The organism is Rhodococcus sp. D-6, assembly GCF_040256695.1.
Lineage (GTDB): Bacteria > Actinomycetota > Actinomycetes > Mycobacteriales > Mycobacteriaceae > Rhodococcus > Rhodococcus pyridinivorans.
In genome coordinates, this window is sequence record NZ_CP132970.1 from 3941391 (window position 1) to 3961804 (window position 20414).

Below are 20414 nucleotides of genomic sequence, written 5' to 3' on the forward strand. Positions count from 1 at the left end.
GTACCGCCCGTGCTGTTGACCGAAGTCCGTACCCGACCTGTTCGATCCTTGTTGATCGCCATCGGTCTGACGGTCTCGGCGCTGGCAGTCGCGGGATACCTGCGCGACGCGCTGAACGAGTACCTCATGGATCTCGACGTCTTCCGCGATGCCGGCTGGGCCTTCCTGCACCACACCCCGCTGTACACCGAGGGGTTCTTCAGCCATTCCGGTTTCCGGTTCATCTACCCACCCTTCGCGGCGTTCCTCTTCGCCCCGATGGCGTTGGTGGGCAGCACCGCCCTGCAGGTGTTGTGGACGATCGGACTCATCGCTCTCGTGTGGTGGGTGCTCAAGGTCGTCTACCAGCGACTCGACATGTCGCAGCCGAGCCTGATCGCAGCCGCGTCGCTCGGACCGGTGCTGTGGCTCGAGCCGTTCCGCTCCAACTTCACGTTCGGCCAGATCAACATCGTGCTCATGGCACTGGTGGTCGCCGACCTGCTCGGTGTGATCCCGAAGCGCTTCCGCGGTGTCGGCATCGCGCTGGCCGCCGCCATCAAGGTGACCCCGGCCGCCTTCGGCCTGATCTTCCTGCTGCGCCGCGACTGGCCGTCGGCATTCCGCGCGCTGAGCGCCTTTGCCGCGACCGTCGCGTTCGGCTACTGGCTGCGCCCCGATTCGACCGTCTACTTCTGGACCACGGAGTTCTTCGCGACCGACCGCGCCGGCGACCCGTCGTTCTTCCGCAACCAGGCGCTCACCGGTCTCATCGCCCGTTTCGACTTCTCCGACGGCACCGCCAAGGCGCTGTGGCTGGCCGGTGCCCTGGTCGTCGTGGCCGGTACCGCGTGGGCCGCCTACCGCTTCCTGCGTGCCGACGAGCCCGTGGTCGCGGTGGCCCTGGTGGGCCTGGCGTCGCTGCTCGCCGCTCCGATCGCCGTCACCCACCACTGGGTGTACGCGCTGTTCCTCGTGCCGCTGCTCGTCGCGCCGGCCTACCGCCGCTGGTGGCCCGTGCTGGGGCCCGCCACCGTGGTCTTCCTCATCGGACCCAACCACCTGCTGCGTGAGGCGTCCTCCGGCGGCTGGGTCGAGCAGTTGCTCCTCGAAGTCCTCGGGACCTCGCAGTGCCTGGCCGCGATCGCAGTCTTCGTCGCCGCGATGGTCGCCGCGCGCCATCGTCGCCCCGGTGCCGAGAACGCCGTCGAGCGCGAGGAGACCGTCGCCGCGCCGGCTCAGGTCCAGAACGCCGACGCGACGAGATAGAGACCCGTCCCGACAACGGTGCTCAGCGCGGCGTTGCGTCGCCACAGATGCACCGCGATCGTGCCCGCGAGACCGACGGTCGCGGGTAGCCAGGTCGACTCCCCCACGTCACGCAGTGTGTACATCACCAGGATCACCATGACGCCCGCGGGCATCGTACGGCCCAGGAAATCGACGAAGGCGGAGTTCTTCAGCGCCGACAACGCGAGGAACGGCGCCGCGCGCAACGCGACCGTCACGACGAACATCACCGCCAGAGCGCCGAGGACATATCCGGCGCCGGGCACCGACTCAGGCACGGGCCACCTTGTTCCGGTAGACGAACCGCACGAACAGGCACACCACGAACAACCCGAGCCCGACGACGAGCATCTGGCTTTTCGCGACCAGCAATGCGACGAGACCGCAGACCAGCGCGAGCACCGGCGCCGGCACGTCGCGGTTGGAGCGGAAGGCATCGATCGCAAGCACCGCGAACAGTGCCGTGAGGGCAAACTCGAGTCCGGCGAGCCCGTCGGGGAGCACTGCCCCGATCAACGCGCCGATCGTGCCCGACACGACCCACATCAGCTGGCAGAGCACCTGGACCGTGAGGATGCGGGTACCCGAGAGCGGCTCACGTGCCTTGGGGGCGACGATCGCGTACGACTCGTCGGTGAGCGCATAGACGCCGTAGAGACGCCCGAGCCGGCTGCGGATGCGGTGCAGCGGGAACGACAGGCCGTAGAAGACGTGCCGGAAGTTCACCAGCAGCGTCGCCGCGGCGACCGAGGCGAGCGGCGTGACCGCCGCGATCAGACCGATCGCGAGGAACTCCATCGACCCCGCGTAGATGACGGTGGAGAAGATCGGCGCCCACCACCATTCGAACCCGCCCTGGGTGAGAACCACACCGAACGCGAGCCCCAGCGGGATCAGTCCCAGCCCGACGGCCCAAGAGTCCTTGATACCCGCGCGGATCTCGAGGGTACGACGGTCGGGCATGCTCATCAGGCTATCGCCGGGCCGGAAGTCTCGGCGCCCGGCCCGGAGGAAGGTGATCTGTGTCCACCTCGTTCACGGAGGTCGTGTCCTCCGCCTGGCAGGCCGTGTCGACCGTCGACCAGCCCGCTCCGACGGTGGTCGTCGTCGGAACGGCGATCGTCGCACTCGTGCTCGTCACCGTTCGGCCGCTGTGGCTGAAGACCCGCCATGTCGTCACGCAGGCGCACGAGGGGTCGCACGCGCTGGTCGCGGCGCTCGTGGGCCGAAAGCTGTCGGGCATCCGTCTGCACAGCGACACCTCGGGGGTGATGGTGTCGTCCGGCAACCCGCGAGGCCCCGGCATGGTCGCGACCACCTTCGCCGGGTACACCGGTCCGGCCGTGCTGGGATTCGCGGCGGCGACGCTGCTGACCCTGGATCGGCCCGCCGCGGTGCTGTGGTCGATCCTCGCCGCGCTCGCCGTCCTGTTGCTGCTGATCCGCAATCTGTACGGATTCGTCTCGGTGGTGATCGCGGGTGCGCTCGTCGGTGCGGCCGCCTATCTCGGGGACCCGATCGTCCGGTACACCGCGGCGTACCTGATCACATGGGTCTTGCTCCTCGGCGCGACCCGCCCGGTCCTCGAACTCGCCCGCACCCATTCGCGCGGTCGTGGCCGGGGTTCGGACGCCGACCAGTTGCGCGGACTGACCCGCGTTCCGGCGGCCGTATGGATCGCGCTGTTCGCGATCGTCACGGCGGGTACCGCCTTCTACGGCGTCACACGGATCGTGGTGACCCAGCTGTCCTGAGTGGCCTCGGGATGCAGGCGGCAGCACGGACGACCGCGTGCAGGCTCGCGGTGAGCACGGAGCGGTGACGCCCCGCTGCCCACCGTGTGTCGTCGCCGCTGCGGAATTCGATCAGGGTGAGTGCGTCGGTGCCGACGCTGCTCTGATGGAGGCCGAGCACCTCGATATCGATGCCGAGACGGGCGAGAGCGTCGGTCGATGCTTCGACGGGACCCACGCCCTCGTGGACACTGCGGTGTTCGGTGCCGCCGACACCCAGCGTGATCGTGGTGCCCGCGTCGGTCACGTCGAAGGCGCGCAGCACCGGTGCACCCGGGACGTCCGGCCGTGCGAGATATGCGGTGTCGAAGATCTCCCACAGTTCGGTCGCAGTGACCTCCCCGCCGCTGGTGTCGGTGTGGTCTTGCACGTGGCGAGTGAAGTCGATCTGGAGCCGACGCGGAATTTCGATGCCGTATTCGCTCTCGAGCAGGTAGGCGACCCCGCCCTTACCGGATTGCGAATTGACACGGATCACCGCGTCGTAGGTACGTCCTATGTCGGCGGGATCGATCGGCAGATACGGTACTCGCCAATCGATCTCGGACTCGGGACGGCCCTCGGCGACGGCGCGTGCCCGGTGCTCGGCGAACCCTTTCCTGATCGCGTCCTGATGAGTGCCGCTGAAGGCGGTGTGCACCAGGTCGCCGACATACGGGTGCCTCGGGTGGATCTCGATGCGATTGCAGTATTCGACGGTGCGGCGGATCTCGTCGATGTCGGAGAAATCGATCATCGGATCGATGCCCTGTGCGTGGAGGTTCAGTGCGAGTGTCGCAATGTCGACGTTGCCGGTGCGTTCCCCGTTGCCGAACACGCACCCTTCGACCCGCTGCGCCCCGGCGAGGACGGCGAGTTCGGCGCACGCGATACCTGTGCCGCGATCGTTGTGCGGGTGCACGGACAGGATCACCGCGTCGCGTCGCGCGAGGTTGGTGTGCATGTACTCGATCTGGTCGGCATAGACGTTCGGGGTCGCGATCTCGACGGTGGCCGGAAGATTCACGATCACCGGCCGTTCGGGGGTCGCGTCCCACAATTCGGTGATCGCGTCGCACACCTCGAGCGCGTAGTCGGGTTCGGTGAGGTTGAAGACCTCGGGTGAGAACTCGAACCGCACGTTCGGCAGGTCGCCGGCCAGTTCCAGGACGTCGCGGCCACCGGCGACGATCAGTTCCGTCAGCGCGGTACGGTCGCGGTCGAGGACGACCTCGCGCCAGGTGGGAGCGGTCGCGGTGTACATGTGGACGACGACCTCGTTGCGGACACCCCGGACGGATTCCACCGTCCGCTCGATGAGGTCGCGACGTGCCGGGGTGAACACCACGATGGTGACGTCCGGCGGCGCGATGTCGGTCTCGACGATCAGGCGCACGAAGTCGAAGTCGGTCTGCGAGGCGGACGGATAACCGACCTCGATCTCCTTGTATCCCATCGCGACCATCAGCTCGAAGAAGCGGCGTTTGCGGCCGGGATCCATCGGTTCGGCCAGTGCCTGGTTACCGTCGCGCAGGTCCACCGGCACCCACAGCGGGGCAGCGGTCAGACGTTGTGTGGGCCAGTTCCGTTGCGCCAGTGGAACCTCCACGCGAGAGTACACATCGCGGTAGCGATGTGAGGGCATGGCGGAGTGCCGCTGCCTGTTCCAGACGGGGGCGTCGGCAGGAACCGGACCGGCAGGAGTGAAGATTCGCGGGAACGTGCTGGTGCTCATCGGAGAAGTCCTTCGTCGATCGTCGTTACGAGGGACCGACGCGTGTTCGACTCCACGACGGGGAGCCGGTCCGGCTAGGCCCCGCCGTGGCGGCGAAGGAGAAGGAACGCGAAGGAGCGCATGTCCCGAAGGCTAACATAACTCCTCGGACAAGTAGAGGAGTAGGCGACTCTGCGATGATGGAACCATGACCGTCGTCCGCCGCGAGCCTCTCGCCGACCAGGCCGCCGAACTGCTCCTCGAGCGCATCCGATCCGGAGAATGGCCGCTCGGCGCCAAGCTGCCCGGCGAGACGACGCTGGCTCCGCAGCTCGGCGTCGGCCGCTCCACCGTCCGCGAAGCGATCCGTCAGCTCGCCGGACGCGGCATCCTGACCACCCGGCAGGGCGCCGGCGTGTTCGTCACCGCTCTCGACGCACCCGAGGACTGGACGCGCACGGTCGCGCGCGCCGACATCCTCGCCGTGATCGAGGCCCGCATCGCCGTCGAGGTCGAGGCCTCGGCCCTTGCCGCCGCGCGCCGCACCCCCGCCGAACTGCGGGCATTGAAGAAGTCACTGCGGGAACGCGAAACCCATCGCACGGCCATCGAGGAACACGTCGACACCGACATCGTCTTCCACCGCACCATCGTGGTCGCCGCACACAACCCGATCCTTCTCGACCTGTTCGACGGCTTCACACCCCGTAACCGTCACGCCATGATCGAAATGCTCCGCACGCGCGGCACCCACGGGGACGACGCCGACCACGATACCCACCGACGCATCTACGACGCCATCGCGGACCGTGACGGGGTGACCGCCGCCGCCGTCACCCGCGACCACTTGTCCTCGCTCACGACGGCACTCGGCCGATAGCCGGGCCGGTTCTCTGCGGACGGTTCTCGACCTCCCGGGTGCGGGACGGTCACTTCTCGATCTGCATCGCGACCGCCCTCACCGGGGCCCCGTCGACGCCCGCGAACGGGATCGGCAGCAAGGACACGAGCGGATCCGCGAAGTCGATCGCGTCGAGATTGCGCAGGTTCTCGCAGATGATCGCGCCCGCGTCGGCGAGCACGTGGTGCGCTGCGAGCGTCTCGTCGCCCGTGGGATCCACGCTCGGCGCGTCGATTCCGACCGTGCGGACGCCGCGGTCGAGCAACCACCGGCACGCGTCGACGCTCAGGGCCGGATGCTCGAAATAGCGGTCGGTGCCGAAATACCGCGACCAGCCGGTGAGGACCAGCGCGATGTCGCCGGAGCCGATCGCAGGCCCACCCCACATGTCGGCGGTGACGAGCGCACCGGCGCCGACGCGGGCGCGCACGTCGAGCACCACTCCGCGTCCCACGAAGTTCTCCGGCGGTACCGCGTCGATCGCGGCGCCGCCGCTGCGCACGTGTCGCGGCGCGTCGACGTGGGTCCCGGTCTGCGATCCCATGTCGATGCGCATCAGGTCGAATCCGTCGGTCTCGACGGTGGCGTGCGGTGTGAACGTCGGTGCCGGATCCCCGGGATAGACCTGGATGGCCGGGGAGATCACGTGGGTCAGGTCGACGATCCGCCGAACACGCATGACATCACTCCTGTTCGGGTCAGCCGAAATCGACCTGCCGCTGCGCATTCGCGAGCGCCGTGACCACACCGGTGCCGAACGCGCCGAGACGGTCGAACAGCACCGCCGTGCCGACCGCGATGCCCTCGCTGCTGATGTGGTTGTCGGCCTCGATACCGACCTCCGGTCCTTCCGGCAGGCGGGACAGTGCCAGGGTGACATCGGAATTGATGTAGCCGACACCTTTGTCCGACCAGTTGGCCACGAACGACGTGCCCTCACCGACGGTCGCGGTGTTGACGAACGGCGACAGCTCCTCGCCGACGATGATCGGCAGCTGCCGCGACCACAGGCGCTTGCGATCGGAGTTCTGGTGTTCCGACCGCACCCGCGTCCATCCCGGGCCGTCGCTGCCGTACCACGACGAGTACTCGAGCGGCCCGGGCTGCGTCTCCGGGGAACCGGGAGGAGGCGTCGGGGACTCGCCGCGCAACCACACCGACCCGGGCGGCGGCGCCGACTTGCGGAGGAAGGTGAGCGTCGCGCGCGCCGACACCTCTCCACCCTGCATCAGGTTCGCGTCGGCGACGCGGATGCGGTTGCCGTCGCGCACCCGGGTGGTGGTGAAGGTGATCGGCTCGTTGCGGACCGGCCTGAAGAGATCGAGCGTGAACCGGGACGGGACGAAACCCTCGACGGCATGGTGGATCTCGAGCTCACGCGCCACCAGACCGCTCACACACGGCCCGTTGAGCATCGTGTCCGACCACGGGCTGGTCGCATACTTCGTGGGCAGGTAGACACCGTCGTCCTCGGTGAAAAAACCGCGGTTCTTGCGCTCGTGCATTCGGGAATTCTCCCAGCACCGGCCGCGGTGCGCTCATCGGGATACCCGAAGATGGGATCGTGCATGTACACGAACCCGATGTTCCGGCTGCCCGTACCCGCCTGATCGTCGACGTCGACACCGGCATCGACGACGCTCTCGCCCTGCTCTATCTCGTCGCGAGCCCGGAAGCCGAGATCGTCGCCGCCCTGTGCACGGCGGGGAACGTGCCGGTGGACCAGGTCACCGCCAACACGCTGTCGTGGCTCGAGGTGTGCGGTCGGTCCGATATCGAAGTGGCTGCCGGATCGCAGGTTCCGCTGGTCACGCCACTGATGACCACCGAGGACACGCACGGTCCACAGGGGATCGGGTATGCGGAACTCCCCGCTGCGTCGCAGTCGCGGTCGCCGCGATCGGCCGCGCAGGCGTGGGTCGATCTCACCCGCGAGCATCCGGGAGAGCTCACCGGGCTCGTCACCGGCCCCCTCACCAACCTCGCCCTCGCCCTGCGCATCGACCCGGAATTGCCGTCGCGGTTGCGTCGCCTCGTGATCATGGGTGGGTGTTTCCACCATCCCGGTAATACGACGCCGACCTCGGAATGGAACGTCGCGGTGGATCCGGAGGCCGCCAAGGTCGTGTTCGACGCGTTCTCGATCGTCCCTCCGGACCGGCGACCGATCGTGTGCCCGCTCGATGTCACGGAGTCGATCGAGATGCATCCCGAGCATGTCGCGCGGATCGGGGACGTCGTCGGTGTGCCCCGATCCGGGGAGCTGTCCCCGGACGCTCCGCGCGGTACGCGGTCGACGGCCGATGTCCCTCTCGTCCGCCACATCTCCGATGCACTGCGGTTCTACATGGAATTCCACCGTGACCAGGGCCTGGGCTTCCTCGCGCACGTGCACGACCCGTTCGCCGCGGCGGTCGCGCTGGGCACGGTTCCCTACACCTCCCGGCCCGCGACGGTCGACGTCGAGCTCGACGGACGGCTCACCCGGGGCACGACGGTCGCCGATCTGTCCGGTATGTGGCAGAGGACGCCGAACGCGGATATCGTGGCGGGCACCCGTCCGGCAGAGTTCTTCGATCATTTCGTCGAGCGGGTGGGATCGTACATTCGCGACTTGAACCTACCCCCGAGTAAGAACTAGCGTCGACAGCGCACAGTTCGGGGACAAGGAGATAAACGTGGCACAGAAAGTGCGCGTCCAATATTTCGACGATATCGACGGCCAACCGATCATGGACGGCCTGGCGCAGTCGTTCCGCATCACGGTCGACGACGACGAGTACGAAATCGACCTGCGGCCGGCGAACGCAGACAAGTTCCTGGCGGTACTCCGCCCGTGGTTGCACGAGAAGGCACCTGAGAAGCCCGCTTCGAGCACCCGCACCATCACGCCGAAGCAGACGGCAACGAAGGCCCGCACACGGACGGCGGGGACTCACAAGGCGATTCCGCCCACCCGGTCGCCGGAGCAACTGGCCGCGATCCGGCACTGGGCCCGTAACAAGGGTTACGACGTCAGCTCGCGCGGCCGGATCCCGCGTCACATCCTCGAGCGGTTCGAAGCCGCTCACTCCTGAGCATCACCCGGCTGCCTCCCCGCGGCAGGCCATGAACACCACCGACGACCGGTGCCGCCTCGTCACGCGACGAGATGGTGCCGGTCGTCGCGTCGGATGGTCACCGCAGCGACGATCACGCCCACGACCACGCCGATGACGGTGTCGGCGACCCGGTTGACGGCGAGGCCCGGACCCGCGTGCTGCCCGAGACCGGTGAGCAGCAACGCCATCGTCGTCACCCCGACCGAGGCGAGCCCGTAGTTCCGGGTCACCGTGAGTTCGGTGAGCGTCTGGAACAGCACGGCGGCCGCGACCACCGGCCAGTAGCCCAGGTCGAGCGCGAGCAGCACGGCAGCGATCATGGCGCCGCCGACATTTCCGATCAGACGCTGGATACCGCGCTGAACAGTGTTGCGATAGTTCAATCCTTGCAGCGCCGCCATGGCACCCATCGCAGCCCACAACGGATGGTCGAGCCCGATCGGTGCGGCGAACGACGCGGCGAGCAACGACGCCACGAAGATCCGGGCCGCTCCGATCAGCACGAGACGGTCGAGCAGACGACCGCATCCTTCGCGGACGAAGCCGGGCGGCGTGGGCAGCACCGGCCGCCCCTCGGCATCGACACGCGGAATCTCGATGTCGCGCCGCGCTTTCCGAAGTTCCTTCTCGAATCGGGAGAAATCGTCGCGACGTGCGCGGGAGGTGTCGTGCGACCCGCTGTCGAGAACCGTCTCGGCCGCGTCGAGCAGTGCGGCCAGTTCGTGGACATGGGCGTCCGGACGTCGCGGGGCGTTCAGTGCGACGGTCTCGCGCGCCTTCCGGATGCTCTGTCGCGCAGCGGGAACGGCGTCCGCACCGCGGATCTCGACGGCGGAGACCGCCGCGAGGGCGCGTGCGACCGCCAGACGAGCGGGCGTGTGGGGATGGGAGAGCGCGGGGAGCATCGCGATGACATATCCGAGCAGCGCACCGATGGTCGCCGCGGCGGTGACCAGGCCCGCATCGCCCCATCCGTCGGAGAAACCGGCGGCGCCGGCGGCCGCGAAGATGAGGATCACCGGGCCGGGGCCCATGAGCGAGAAGGCCGTGAACACCCAGTACGCGACGGCCGAGCCCAGCGAGAGCGCAACGATCTGCACCCACAGCGGGGCGCCCATCGCGCCGAGCGCAGCCCCGAAGGCGGTGTAACCGACGATGCCGAGGCCGACCCACGGAAGGCGCACGGCGAGAAGCGGATACGGTTCGTATCGCAGGAAGGCACTGGTGAGTGCGCCGAGGGCGGCGAAGCCGGCGACTTGTCCGTAACCGAGCAGACCGCCGCCGACGAGGGCGAGCATCGTCGCGAACCCCACGCGCAGCGCCACGGCCACGGTCGGATCGCCGCGCCGCACTTCGAGGGCGTCCTTCCACGCGCTCGCCGACAGCGGATGCGCGAGCGCTCTCCGGGTGTGACGGAGCTGAGGGCGGTCGTCGAGTCGGCGGTCCAGCATCCGTCCACCCTATTGTTTCACTGGTAAAATATCTATGAAATTGTTCGTCCGCTGCCGTTAGACTTGCCACATGCCCTCCGAGACGCCCCAGCCCGATTACGTCGATCGCGTACGTCTCGGATGGACCTCCCACTACCCCGGCCTCGACCTGCGCCCCATCGACGTGATCGGTCGCATCACCCGCATCGGGTCGCTCGCGCTCACCTACTTCGATCGGGAACTCGAACCGAGCGGCATCAGCCGCAGCGAGTTCGAGGTACTCAGCGCGCTCGCCCGCAGCGACCACCCGTTACGCGCCAGCGAAGTCACCTCGATCACGGGGATCTCCGGTGCGTCGACGACGAAGCACACCGAGCGACTCGCCAAACTCGGTCTCGTCGAACGCACACGACTCGAACGCGACGGCCGCGTCGTCCTCCTCACCCTCACCGACGACGGGCGCGCACTCGTCGAGAACGAGTTCCCGCGACGCCTGGCACGCGAGCGGCAGATGCTCGACGGACTCGACGACGACGAGGTTCAGGTCCTGTCCGACCTGTTGCGCAAGGTCGTCCGCAACGTCGAGAACCACTATCCGGCCTGATCCCCCGAACAGGTCAGGGCATCTCCTGCGTCTCGGCCCGTTCGATCTCGCTCACGGCGCGGCGCAGATACGCCTCGGGAGCCACGCGGCGTGCAGCGACGAGATCGGCGACGACGAGCAGGCCCGCGGCCAGATACTGCTCGGGACGGATCTTCGGGCGTTCGGCGTCGGAATCGGACACTCCGAGCGCACCCGTGAGCACAGCAACAACGGCTTCGGGTTCGAGCGATGGCAGCCATCGCAGTCCGGAACGGACGGAGCGTTCGAGCACGGCCTGCACGTCCTCACCGGCGAGACCGTCGGGATGCAGTTCCTCGAGCAACTCCCGGACCATGCCCGCGTGCACGGCCGTGACCTGCTCGTAGGGCAGGTCGACCAGTACCGCGACCGCCTCGTCGAAGGGCTCGGCCGACTCGCTGCGGGCAGCGGCGAGCGCATCGGCGGTGGCCGTCGCGATCTCCCGCGGCGTTCTCGGCCAGTGGTCGGGCCACACAGCGATCTCCTGTCCTTCCTCCGGACGCCCGGTCACAGGCGTTCCTGCAACGCGAGCGCGTCGTGCGGTGCACAGCCTTTCATGTCGTTGTCGAAGTACACGTAGACGTCCCTGCCGTCGCCCAGCCATCCGCGGATCCGCTCGGCCCACACGTCGAGAACGTCGGGGGTGTACCCGCTCGCATACAGCTCCTTGTCGCCGTGCATCCGCACGTAGACGAAATCGCTCGTGACGTCGGTGAGGAACGGGAACTTTCCGGCCGTGTCGGCGACGACGAGCCCGATGTCGTGCGCGCGCAGCAACTCCACGGCCTGCGGGCTCGCGAGGTCGGGATGCCGCACCTCGACGGCGTGCCGCAGCGGACGCTCGGCGTCCACCTCCACCCACACCCGATCGTCGGCGAGTTTGTCGGTGTGCCGGCGGGCGAGTTCGCCGGCGGCCATCGTCGTGCGGGGCAACCGGGTGAAGAAGTCCGCGAACCTGTCCTCCTCGAAACCGAGCGTCGGCGGGAGCTGCCACAGCACCGGACCGAGTTTCGGGCCGAGCGCGAGCACACCGGAGGCGAAGAAATTGGCGAGGGCGTCGTCGACACCCGCGAGCCGTTTCATGTGGGTGACGAACCGCCCGCCCTTGACGGCGTAGACGAAGTCGTCGGGTGCGGCGTCCCGCCACGCGAGATAGCTGCTCGGGCGCTGCAGCGAATAGAACGAGCCGTTGATCTCGATCGATCCGAACCGCTGGGCGGCGTATTCGAGTTCCCGGCGTTGGACGAGTCCTTCCGGATAGAAGTCTCCGCGCCAGCCCGGATAGCGCCATCCCGATATCCCGATCCTCGCCCCGGCCACGTTTCCGAGCGTAACCTCGGCTTCGATTCGGCACGCGAAGCAGCACGACCGCGCTTATCCTCTGGGCTACAAGATCACATCACACGCCAGGAGCCGTCATGTCCACGAGCTCGGTTTCTTCCAACGATCCGTTCCGATCATTACTGAAGCAGATCTGGTGGGTGGTGCTGCTGCGCGGCATCCTCGCGGTCCTCTTCGGTGTCGTCGCACTCGTCTGGCCCGGCATCACCGTGTGGGCGCTGGTGGTCGTCTTCGCGGCCTACGCGATCATCGACGGCATCGTACTGGTCGTCCAGTCGGTCCGTGACAAGCCCGAGGGCTGGGGCTGGTGGCTCGCCATGGGCGTCATCTCCGTCCTCGCCGGCCTCGTCGCACTGTTCTGGCCCGGCATCACCGCACTCGCACTGCTGTACGTGATCGCGTTCTACGCCATCCTGTTCGGCATCACCGGCATCGTCGGCGGCATCCGGTTCCGGAAGGTCCCCGAGTCCGGATGGGTGTGGTCGGTGCTCGCCGGCGTCGTCGCCGTCCTGTTCGGCATCGTGCTGCTGATCTTCCCCGGCGAGGGCATCCTGAGCCTGATCGTCCTGCTCGGCATCTACGCGATCCTGTTCGGCGTGCTGCTCATCATCCTGGCGTTCCAGGCACGCAGTGCGGCGAAGAAGGCCGGCGTCATCTGACCACCGGCCTTTTCCCCGATCGATCTCAGGCGTTGCGCAGGCGACCCCACGCGTGCCAGCGGTCGATCTCGATCCACGCGTTGACGCGCTTGCCGTCGCGCGCGTGGTACGGCTCGCCCGTGTAGTGGCGAGCGATCCGGTCGATGTCCTCCAGGGACGGATCGTCGGTGAATTCGACGACCCGCCCCTGGAGGCTCACGTGCGTGATCCAGTCCTGCGGATCCATCGCCGACAGGCTCACCCGCGGATCGTTCCGCAGGTAGTCGAGGCGCTTACGGGTGGAGTCCATGTTGACGAGGATGCGGCCGTCCTCGTAGACGTACCAGGTCGGAACGGACACCGGATGACCGTCCGGGCGCAGAGAGCTGATCGTGGCGTAGTTGGGCTGGGTGAGGAATTCTGCGACGGCCCCGGGCACGGGTCGTTTCGGCACGGCACTCCCTTTCGATGCGGTGGATGGATCTCGATATCGAGACTAGGCCGCGATTCCCGGCGAAACCGTCCCGGGTGACGAGGGGAGGACCGACCATGGAGGTCGGGATCCTCGAAAGGAGACGATCATGCCGCGATATCTCTGGCAGGTGAACTACACCGCGGACGGCGCACGCGGGTTGCTCACGGACGGCGGTACGTCCCGGCGCGACGCCATCGTCCGGATGGTCGAAAGTGTGGGCGGGACGGTCGATTCGGTGCACTTCGCGCTCGGTGGTCACGATCTGTACGTGCTCGGCGAGGTGCCCGACGAGATCGCGGCCGCGACACTCGAACTCCGCACCATCGCCTCCGGCGCCGCGCGCTCCACGCCGATCGCCCTGCTCACCCCCGAACAGGTCGACGAGGCCGCGCGCCGCGACGCGAGTTACCGGACGCCGGGGAGCCAGGACGGCTGACCGCTCGCCTCCCGCGACGCACTGCTGGGTATCGTCTGCTCATCCTGTTGCTTTCTCGAAGAAAGTGAATTCGTGATGAGTGTGCGCCCGGCCCAGCGCAGTGACCACCGACCGGCCCGCATCCACCCGGCATGGTGGGTCGCCGCGGTGGCCTTCCTCGCGTTGTTCGGCGCCGCCGGCTTCCGGGCGGCACCCGGCGCGCTCATGGTGCCGCTGCACGACGAGTTCGGCTGGTCGACGAGCGTCATGTCGCTCGCGGTCAGCATCAACCTCGTCCTGTTCGGACTCGTCGCACCGTTCGCCGCCGCCCTGATGGACCGGTTCGGCATGCGCCGGGTGATCTCGTCGGCGCTGTTCCTGGTGGCCCTCGGCGCCGGTGGCAGCGTCGCCATGACCGCCTCGTGGCAGTTGCTCGTGTTCTGGGGACTGCTCATCGGTACCGGCACGGGGTCGATGGCTTTGGTCCTGGCGGCGACCATCGCCGACCGGTGGTTCGTCGAGCGGCGCGGCCTGGTGATGGGCATCCTCACGGCCGGTTCCGCGACCGGCCAGCTGGTGATCCTCCCTCCCGTGGCCGCGCTCGCGGAGAACGTCGGGTGGCGGCAGGCCTCCCTCGTGATCGCCGCGGCGGCGCTCGTCGTCGTCCCGCTGGTGTGGGCGGTGATCCGCGATCATCCCGACGAGCGCGGCGTCCTGCCCTACGGGGCCGACCCCGAGACCTACATCGCGCCGGCGCGGGCGACCGGTGGTGCCGTCGGCCGCGCTCTCGAAGGGCTGGTCTTCGCGGTGCGTCACCGGGCGTTCTGGGCCCTCGCGATCGCCTTCGCCATCTGCGGAGCCACCACCAACGGACTCGTCGGCATCCACTTCATCCCGTCGGCCCACGACCACGGCATGCCCACGACCACCGCGGCGAGCCTCATGGCCGCCGTGGGGATCTTCGACATCGTCGGCACCATCGCCTCCGGATGGCTGACCGACAAGTTCGACCCCCGCAAGCTGCTGGCCTTCTACTACACCTTCCGCGGCGTGGGTCTGCTCCTGCTGCCCTGGTTGCTGCAGGAGTCCGTGCACCCCAGCATGATCCTGTTCGTCGTGGTCTACGGCCTGGACTGGGTCGCCACCGTGCCGCCGACTGCGATGCTGTGCCGCCGGATCTTCGGCGACCGCGGAACCATCGTGTTCGGCTGGGTGTTCGCCTCCCACCAGATCGGTGCCGCGGCGGCCGCTTTCGGAGCCGGGGTCATCCGCGACAACCTCGGCACCTACACCTACGCGTGGTGGGCCGGAGCGTCCCTGTGCGCGGTCGCCGCGTCGCTGTCGATTCTCACCAGGGGCCGCGTCGCCACGACCGCACCGATGGGCCGCAACTGAGCGACGCGACCGCGTGCGGATCGTGACGACGCAGGACGCTATCCGGCTCGGAAGTCGCGTTCACTACCGGCCCACTCGCGGGCCCACTCGCGCAGTTCCACGGCGCGGATCTTCGAGCCGTTGCCCCCGACCGTGGTGGGCATCCGTTCGATGACATGGATCGCCGTGGGCACCTTGAAGGCGGCGAGGGTCTCGCGGCACCAGGCCCGAAGGGTCACCGAGGTCGTGTCCGCGGGTGCGTCGTCGGTGGGGACGACGAAACCGATCGCCTCCGTGTAACCGCCGTCGCCGGCGATGCCGACGACCTTGGCCGTGGCCACGCCGGGATGCTCCGCCAGACGCGTCTCGATCTCGGCGGGGTCGACGAGGAAGCCGCGCAGGCGCAGGACGTCGCCCATCCGGCAGACGTAACGGAAACCCCCGTCGCCGAGGTCGACGGCGAGGTCGCCGCTGCGGAACCAACCGTCGGCCGTGAACGCGCGCGCGGCGGCGTCGGGGTTGCCGAGATAGGCGTCGACGACGTTCGGGCCGCGGAACTGCAGTTCGCCCTGTTCGCCGGCCGGGAGGACCCGATCGTCGTAGGGATCGGCGACCCGCAGTTCGATCGCCGTGTCGACCGCGCGTCCGCCACCGTTCCAACGCACCGATTCCGGATCGTCGGCGTTCCACAGCATCGCGAGGGCGAAGACCTCGGACGAACCGAACACACCGGAGGTGTGGGTGCCGAATTCGTCGCGCAGCCATCGGGCGATCTCGTGGGAGCGGCCGAGGAAGTCGGCGATGCCGACCCAGCGCAATGACGACAGATCGACGCGTTCGCCGTCGTGCCAGGCGTCGTAGAGACGGCCGAACAGGTCGTCGGCGCCCACCGCGTGCGTGACCCCGACCTCCCGCATCCGGCGCAGGACCGCATCCGGATCGAATACCGTCTCCATGAGCAGCGCTCCCCCACCGGCGAGCGCCGCCATCGCGGTACTGAAACCGAAGACACCCGAGACCGGGAGCACGCACAACGCCACGTCGCCCTCGGCGACCTTCATGACCGCGGCGTCGGCGCGTCCGTGACGGACGACCGCGTTGCCGCGATGTGCGGCCAGCTTGGGCACGCCCGTGGAACCGGATGTCGTGAACGCCACCGCGATCCGATCCTCGGGATCGTCGTCGATCCCGGCCGGCGTGAGTGTCGCGGTGTCGGGGGTCTCGGGAGCGCTCGCGCCACGCGTGTCGCCGCTGCCGGCCGTCCACGCGCCTCCGCCGAGATCGAAGTCGGCCGGGGACGCCGAGGGGTTCGCCGGTCCGGGCACCACCGCAACCACCGGGGTGGACACATCGGGCACGGACGCCGCGGCCTCGGTGAGCCGACCGAACAGGTCGAGTCCGTGGAAGGCAGCCGGCACGGCCACGACGGCAGGTCGTGCGGCGGTGAGTATGTGCGCGACCTCACGGGTGTTGTAGCGGGTGTTGACACCGATGACGTGGGCACCGAGCGCGGAGGCCGCGAACTGCCACACGAGTGCGTCGGACCAGTTCGGCAACATCACCGCGATGCACTGGCCGGCGCGCAAGCCGATGCCGTCGAGTTCGCTGCGCACGGCCTCGACCCGGTCGCGGAACTCTCCGCGGCTGCGGGCCACCGCCACGTCGTCGACGATGTCGTAGGCGATCGGGGCATCCGGATTCGCGGCGACGAGCCCGTCGAGCAGTGCGGGCAGGGTGTCGGTGCGGGTGGTGGTCACAGCGCTGCCTCCTCGGGAACAGCGACCCGACGCAGTTCACCGATCCAGGTGTCGGCGAGCGCGGCGAAGTCGTCGATCTCCTCCATCGGATAGTGCCCGATACCGGCCAGTGCCGTGAAGCGGGCGCGTCCGGGAAGTGCGTCGTTGATGGTGTCCGCTGCCCGGGCCACGGCGTCGGGGTCGATCCACGGGTCGTCGACGCCGGCGACGAGGTGGATCGGTGCGGTCACCCGGTCGAGGCGGTCGCGCACGTCGTGGGTTCCCCAGCCGATGAGGTCGGACGACGAGATCTCCGGGTCCTCCCGCTTGTGCATGAGCGCGATCGTGTGCGCCTTCACCTCCGGAACCGAACGTCCCACGGATGCAAGAGTTCCCAGATAGGTGCGCTCGGAGCGCGACGGTCCGGCGACGTCCTCGAGTTCGCGGCGCAGACCGGTGACGTTGACGCGGCCCGGGCCGGGCTCGGCTTCCATCGCCACGGCCCCGGACAGCGGACGGTCCGGGCGGGTCGCGAGTTCGAGTGTGAGCTTGCCCCCGATCGAGCAGCCCATGACGAACGGCCGGTCGATCCCGAGCGCGTCGAGCACCTCGCACAACCAGTCGCCGTAGGTGATCAGGCTCGTGACGGGGCCGCCGGGTGCCGGTTCGGAACGTCCGTGGCCGGGCAGGTCGGGGACGACCACCCGGTAGCCGCGGTCGGCGAGATCCCGGGCCGCGTGGCGCCACTGCACGCCGCTCTGGCCCGCAGTGTGGATACACAGGACGGTGGGCAGGTCGGTCGCGTCGAGCGCGTTGCCGGATCGTGCGTCGGGAGTGACGATCTCGACGAAGCCGAGCGCTCCGCCGATCTCCAGGTAGCGGGCCTCGATCATGAGCGGGCCTTTCGGGCGAGGGCGCGGGCGTGCCCGATGATCGTGTTGAGCGGCTTGGTCAGGCGTAGGTATTCGTATCCGTCTCCGGTGGAGGAGAATTCGCCGCGGATGGCGCGGCGCATGAAGTCGTTCTCCTCGGACAGGACGAGATCGGTCCAGGCGTGGTCGGACGCGACGAAGGTGAACGTCGCGCCGTGCGGGGTGCGCCGGGTGACGTCGACGATCCGCCCCTTGTAGATGCGCAGGTGCAGTTCGATCTCGCCGCTGCGCAGTCCGACGGTGCCGTCCCAGGTGGACAGCGAGGAAGTGAAGTCCCGGTCTTCCGAGAGGCTCTCGGCGAGCAGTGCGCCCCAGGCGGGTGTGCAGAAGTCCAGTTCGGGAACCGTCGGCTGTTCGTCGTCGAAGGTCCATGTCTCGGTGCCGGATTCGCGTACCGTGCCGGCCTGGTCCACGAGCCGGACGTAGCGGTGCGCGGTCCGTCCGGACACGCGGGTGATCGCGGTGTCCGCCGATACGACGTCCGATGCGGAGACCGGATCGTGTGCGTTCCAGTCGAATCCGGACGGTACGCCACCGGGAACGGACGGGACGAGCGAGGCGACGGCCAGGGCACCGAGGACGGGTGAGTTCGCCGGTGCCACCGTACCGGAGGCGGTCAGGACATCGGCCACGGTGCGGGGTTCCGAGGCGGTGCGGTCCCCGACGGTGAGCGGGCGGGTGACGGTGTGTGCGCTCATGCCTGCTCGGGCCTTCCCAGGAGTTCGTCGGAGATGATGCGCATCTGGATCTCGCTGGTGCCCTCGAAGATCTTCGTCAGACGTGCGTCGCGCCAATGGCGTTCGACCTGGAAGTCGGTGGTGTATCCGGCGCCGCCGTGGATCTGCACGGCCTCGCTGGTGACCTGCTCGGCCATCTCGGTGGCGACGAGCTTGCACATCGACGCCTCGAGCGAGCACCGCCGGCCGGTATCGATGTCGGTGGCGACCGAGTACATCAGCTGGCGCGCTGCCTCGATGTCGGCGGCCATCTTCGCGATCTTGAACCTCAGATGCTGGAAATCGCCGATGGGACGGCCGAACTGGCGGCGGGTGTGCACGTACTCGATCGAATCCTCGAGCGCGGCGCGGGCGAGACCGATGGCGCGGGCGGCAGTGTGGGCACGGCCCACCTCGAGACCGGACACGGCGAGATAGAAGCCCTTGCCCTCCTCGCCGAGCATCTTGTCGGCCGGGATGCGGAAGTTGTCGAACGACAGTTCCCAGGTACTCCACCCGAAGTAGCCGATCTTGCGGACCTTGGTACCCGAGATGCCCTCGGGGAACACACCGCGTTCCTTCTCGACGAGGAAGGCGCTGATGCCGCGATGCGGCTTGGCCGGGTCCTTGTTCGGATCGGTGCGGGCGAAGAGCACGAGGTAGTCGGCCTCGTCGGCATAGGTGCACCACATCTTGGTGCCGTTGACGACCCACTCGTCGCCCTCGCGCACGGCGCGGCACGAGATGTTCGCGACGTCGGAGCCGGCCTCGGCCTCCGACAGGGCATACGCGCCGAGGTACTCACCGCGCGCGACCTTCGGCAGCAGCGCCGCCTCCTGCTCGGGAGTGAAGCCGCCGCCCATGCCGTTGCCGCGGGCGAGCAGACCCGACACGCTCATCCATGCCCGCGACAGCTCCTCGGCCACGAGGCAGTACTCGAAGACGCCGAGCCCGAGACCGCCGTGTTCCTCGGGGATCATGATCCCGAAGAAGCCGATCTCGGCCATCTCCTTCTTGAGGGAGTCGGGGATGGTGCCCTGGACCGGGTCGAGTTCGTTGGCGACGGGCAGCACCTTCGTCATCGCGAAGTCGCGGGCGAGGTCGCGGATCGCGAGGCGTTCCTCGGTGAGATAGCGCGGGGAATCGGTGCGCGGCTGCGAGGGGCGGTGGGTCATGGGAGGTGCACTCCTTCGATGGACCGGAGTAGATCATTAACGCTTGTTCACCCAGTACAGCACGGCACCCATGACCCGTCAACGGTTCAGCGCGAATATCCGACCAGATTGAGCGCGTATCCGGCGAAATCGTCGGCGACCTCCTGTGCCGAGAGGGGTCCGCTCTCCCGGAACCAGAGGGGGATGCCGGCGCACATCGTCAGCACCGCGGTGACCCCTTGATGCACTCGTTCGATCGTGAAAAGTCCCTGCTCCACACCGTCTTCCGCGATATCGACGAAGAGTTGTTCCTGCGCGTCGCGTGAGCCCACCACGCGCTTGCGGTCGAGCGGGCCGAGATACCGCAGTTCCGAATTCGCCACCAGGCAGGCCCGCGGATTCCGCGCGGTGTACAGCGCGTGGGCCGCGACCGCCGCGCGCCACCGCTCGGCCGGATCGTCACGGACCTTGCGCAGCGCGTTGCGGGTCGCCGTGAACTGCTCGTCACTCGCGCGGCGGAGAATTTCCACGAGCAGTTCCGACTTGTTCTCGAAGTGGTTGTAGACGTTGGCAGCGCTGCAACCTGCGGCGTTGGCGATATTGCGCATCGTCGCCCCGTGGAATCCGCACTCGTAGAACTCGTCGAGCGCGGTCTCGAGAATCCGTTCCCGAATGGACGAGGACGCTCCGTTCGACCGGCTGTTCATCCCTGCACAGTAGGCACACATCGCGCCGACCAGCAAGAACCTTCCCGTTGACGGGCATGCGCACGCTTGTTATGGTCCAGCTCACATGAACGGACGTTAATAAAACGCACAACGGAG

Annotated in this window: 23 protein-coding genes; 9 read left to right on the forward strand and 14 right to left on the reverse strand. The window is 68.1% G+C overall.

Features of this window, described 5'->3' with window-relative positions:
• The first annotated feature begins 9 nt into the window (after positions 1 to 9).
• A complete protein-coding gene (locus tag RBB84_RS18365; RefSeq protein WP_024102374.1) occupies positions 10 to 1248 on the forward strand; it encodes a glycosyltransferase 87 family protein in 1239 nt (412 codons plus the stop codon).
• Here RBB84_RS18365 and RBB84_RS18370 read toward each other — a convergent pair.
• Complete coding sequence (locus tag RBB84_RS18370) at positions 1218 to 1547, reverse strand: AzlD domain-containing protein (protein WP_059382666.1); 330 nt, start codon at positions 1545 to 1547, stop codon at positions 1218 to 1220. The genes RBB84_RS18365 and RBB84_RS18370 overlap by 31 nt on opposite strands.
• Positions 1540 to 2238 carry an AzlC family ABC transporter permease gene (locus RBB84_RS18375; RefSeq protein ID WP_064256434.1) on the reverse strand — a complete coding sequence of 233 codons (699 nt, stop codon included), beginning with the start codon at positions 2236 to 2238 and terminating at the stop codon, positions 1540 to 1542. Before RBB84_RS18375 ends, RBB84_RS18370 begins: the two co-directional genes overlap by 8 nt.
• Positions 2239 to 2291: 53 nt before the next feature.
• Between RBB84_RS18375 and RBB84_RS18380 the strand changes: the two genes are divergently transcribed.
• Positions 2292 to 3023 (forward strand): M50 family metallopeptidase, encoded by a 732-nt coding sequence (locus tag RBB84_RS18380; RefSeq protein ID WP_006553139.1) that lies wholly within the window; start codon positions 2292 to 2294, stop codon positions 3021 to 3023.
• Here the strand turns inward: RBB84_RS18380 and RBB84_RS18385 are convergent.
• Positions 2992 to 4776, reverse strand: a complete 1785-nt coding sequence (locus RBB84_RS18385; protein ID WP_064256433.1) for a 2-isopropylmalate synthase — start codon at positions 4774 to 4776, stop codon at positions 2992 to 2994. The two genes, RBB84_RS18380 and RBB84_RS18385, sit on opposite strands and share 32 nt — an antisense overlap.
• Positions 4777 to 4963: 187 nt before the next feature.
• On the opposite strand from RBB84_RS18385, the gene RBB84_RS18390 reads away from it, so the two are divergent.
• A complete protein-coding gene (locus tag RBB84_RS18390; RefSeq protein WP_006553137.1) occupies positions 4964 to 5635 on the forward strand; it encodes a FadR/GntR family transcriptional regulator in 672 nt (223 codons plus the stop codon).
• 49 nt (positions 5636 to 5684) lie between these two features.
• Here the strand turns inward: RBB84_RS18390 and RBB84_RS18395 are convergent, their stop codons facing one another.
• Positions 5685 to 6335, reverse strand: a complete 651-nt coding sequence (locus RBB84_RS18395) for a cyclase family protein (protein ID WP_024102378.1) — start codon at positions 6333 to 6335, stop codon at positions 5685 to 5687.
• A 19-nt stretch (positions 6336 to 6354) separates the two neighbouring features.
• A complete protein-coding gene (locus RBB84_RS18400) occupies positions 6355 to 7161 on the reverse strand; it encodes an acyl-CoA thioesterase domain-containing protein (RefSeq protein ID WP_064256432.1) in 807 nt (268 codons plus the stop codon).
• A 59-nt stretch (positions 7162 to 7220) separates the two neighbouring features.
• Between RBB84_RS18400 and RBB84_RS18405 the strand changes: the two genes are divergently transcribed.
• Positions 7221 to 8297: a nucleoside hydrolase gene (locus RBB84_RS18405; protein ID WP_064256431.1), complete on the forward strand. Its 1077-nt coding sequence runs from the start codon at positions 7221 to 7223 to the stop codon at positions 8295 to 8297.
• Positions 8298 to 8334: 37 nt separating this feature from the next.
• A complete protein-coding gene (locus tag RBB84_RS18410) occupies positions 8335 to 8733 on the forward strand; it encodes an Lsr2 family protein (RefSeq protein WP_006553133.1) in 399 nt (132 codons plus the stop codon).
• Positions 8734 to 8795: 62 nt separating this feature from the next.
• On the opposite strand, the gene RBB84_RS18415 is transcribed toward RBB84_RS18410, so the two are convergent.
• Positions 8796 to 10208, reverse strand: coding sequence for an FUSC family protein (locus RBB84_RS18415; protein WP_064256430.1), 1413 nt, complete (start codon positions 10206 to 10208; stop codon positions 8796 to 8798).
• Positions 10209 to 10278: 70 nt separating this feature from the next.
• On the opposite strand from RBB84_RS18415, the gene RBB84_RS18420 reads away from it, so the two are divergent.
• Entirely contained in the window at positions 10279 to 10791 is a 513-nt protein-coding gene (locus tag RBB84_RS18420) for a MarR family transcriptional regulator (protein WP_064256429.1), read from the forward strand.
• 13 nt (positions 10792 to 10804) lie between these two features.
• Here RBB84_RS18420 and RBB84_RS18425 read toward each other — a convergent pair whose 3' ends face one another.
• A complete protein-coding gene (locus RBB84_RS18425) occupies positions 10805 to 11320 on the reverse strand; it encodes a hypothetical protein (RefSeq protein WP_006553130.1) in 516 nt (171 codons plus the stop codon).
• Complete coding sequence (locus RBB84_RS18430; protein ID WP_024102382.1) at positions 11317 to 12129, reverse strand: DUF72 domain-containing protein; 813 nt, start codon at positions 12127 to 12129, stop codon at positions 11317 to 11319. Before RBB84_RS18430 ends, RBB84_RS18425 begins: the two co-directional genes overlap by 4 nt.
• A gap of 98 nt (positions 12130 to 12227) precedes the next feature.
• Between RBB84_RS18430 and RBB84_RS18435 the strand changes: the two genes are divergently transcribed.
• The gene (locus tag RBB84_RS18435) at positions 12228 to 12809 is read left to right on the forward strand and encodes an HdeD family acid-resistance protein (RefSeq protein ID WP_064256428.1); all 582 of its coding nucleotides are present in this window, start codon (positions 12228 to 12230) and stop codon (positions 12807 to 12809) included.
• A 25-nt stretch (positions 12810 to 12834) separates the two neighbouring features.
• Here the strand turns inward: RBB84_RS18435 and RBB84_RS18440 are convergent, their stop codons facing one another.
• A complete protein-coding gene (locus RBB84_RS18440; protein ID WP_024102384.1) occupies positions 12835 to 13242 on the reverse strand; it encodes a TIGR03618 family F420-dependent PPOX class oxidoreductase in 408 nt (135 codons plus the stop codon).
• Positions 13243 to 13369: 127 nt separating this feature from the next.
• Between RBB84_RS18440 and RBB84_RS18445 the strand changes: the two genes are divergently transcribed.
• Both RBB84_RS18445 and RBB84_RS18450 read left to right on the forward strand, forming a co-directional pair.
• Complete coding sequence (locus RBB84_RS18445) at positions 13370 to 13699, forward strand: GYD domain-containing protein (RefSeq protein ID WP_006553126.1); 330 nt, start codon at positions 13370 to 13372, stop codon at positions 13697 to 13699.
• A gap of 75 nt (positions 13700 to 13774) precedes the next feature.
• The gene (locus RBB84_RS18450) at positions 13775 to 15073 is read left to right on the forward strand and encodes an MFS transporter (protein ID WP_019288841.1); all 1299 of its coding nucleotides are present in this window, start codon (positions 13775 to 13777) and stop codon (positions 15071 to 15073) included.
• Between the two features lie 38 nt (positions 15074 to 15111).
• Here RBB84_RS18450 and RBB84_RS18455 read toward each other — a convergent pair whose 3' ends face one another.
• The 5 genes from RBB84_RS18455 to RBB84_RS18475 form a co-directional block, all read right to left on the reverse strand.
• Positions 15112 to 16809 carry an AMP-binding protein gene (locus RBB84_RS18455; RefSeq protein ID WP_024102386.1) on the reverse strand — a complete coding sequence of 566 codons (1698 nt, stop codon included), beginning with the start codon at positions 16807 to 16809 and terminating at the stop codon, positions 15112 to 15114.
• Positions 16806 to 17681: an alpha/beta hydrolase gene (locus tag RBB84_RS18460; protein WP_024102387.1), complete on the reverse strand. Its 876-nt coding sequence runs from the start codon at positions 17679 to 17681 to the stop codon at positions 16806 to 16808. Before RBB84_RS18460 ends, RBB84_RS18455 begins: the two co-directional genes overlap by 4 nt.
• Positions 17678 to 18418: a hotdog fold domain-containing protein gene (locus RBB84_RS18465; RefSeq protein ID WP_024102388.1), complete on the reverse strand. Its 741-nt coding sequence runs from the start codon at positions 18416 to 18418 to the stop codon at positions 17678 to 17680. Before RBB84_RS18465 ends, RBB84_RS18460 begins: the two co-directional genes overlap by 4 nt.
• Complete coding sequence (locus RBB84_RS18470) at positions 18415 to 19611, reverse strand: acyl-CoA dehydrogenase family protein (protein ID WP_024102389.1); 1197 nt, start codon at positions 19609 to 19611, stop codon at positions 18415 to 18417. Before RBB84_RS18470 ends, RBB84_RS18465 begins: the two co-directional genes overlap by 4 nt.
• A gap of 86 nt (positions 19612 to 19697) precedes the next feature.
• Positions 19698 to 20297 carry a TetR family transcriptional regulator gene (locus tag RBB84_RS18475; protein ID WP_024102390.1) on the reverse strand — a complete coding sequence of 200 codons (600 nt, stop codon included), beginning with the start codon at positions 20295 to 20297 and terminating at the stop codon, positions 19698 to 19700.
• Positions 20298 to 20414 lie beyond the last annotated feature (117 nt).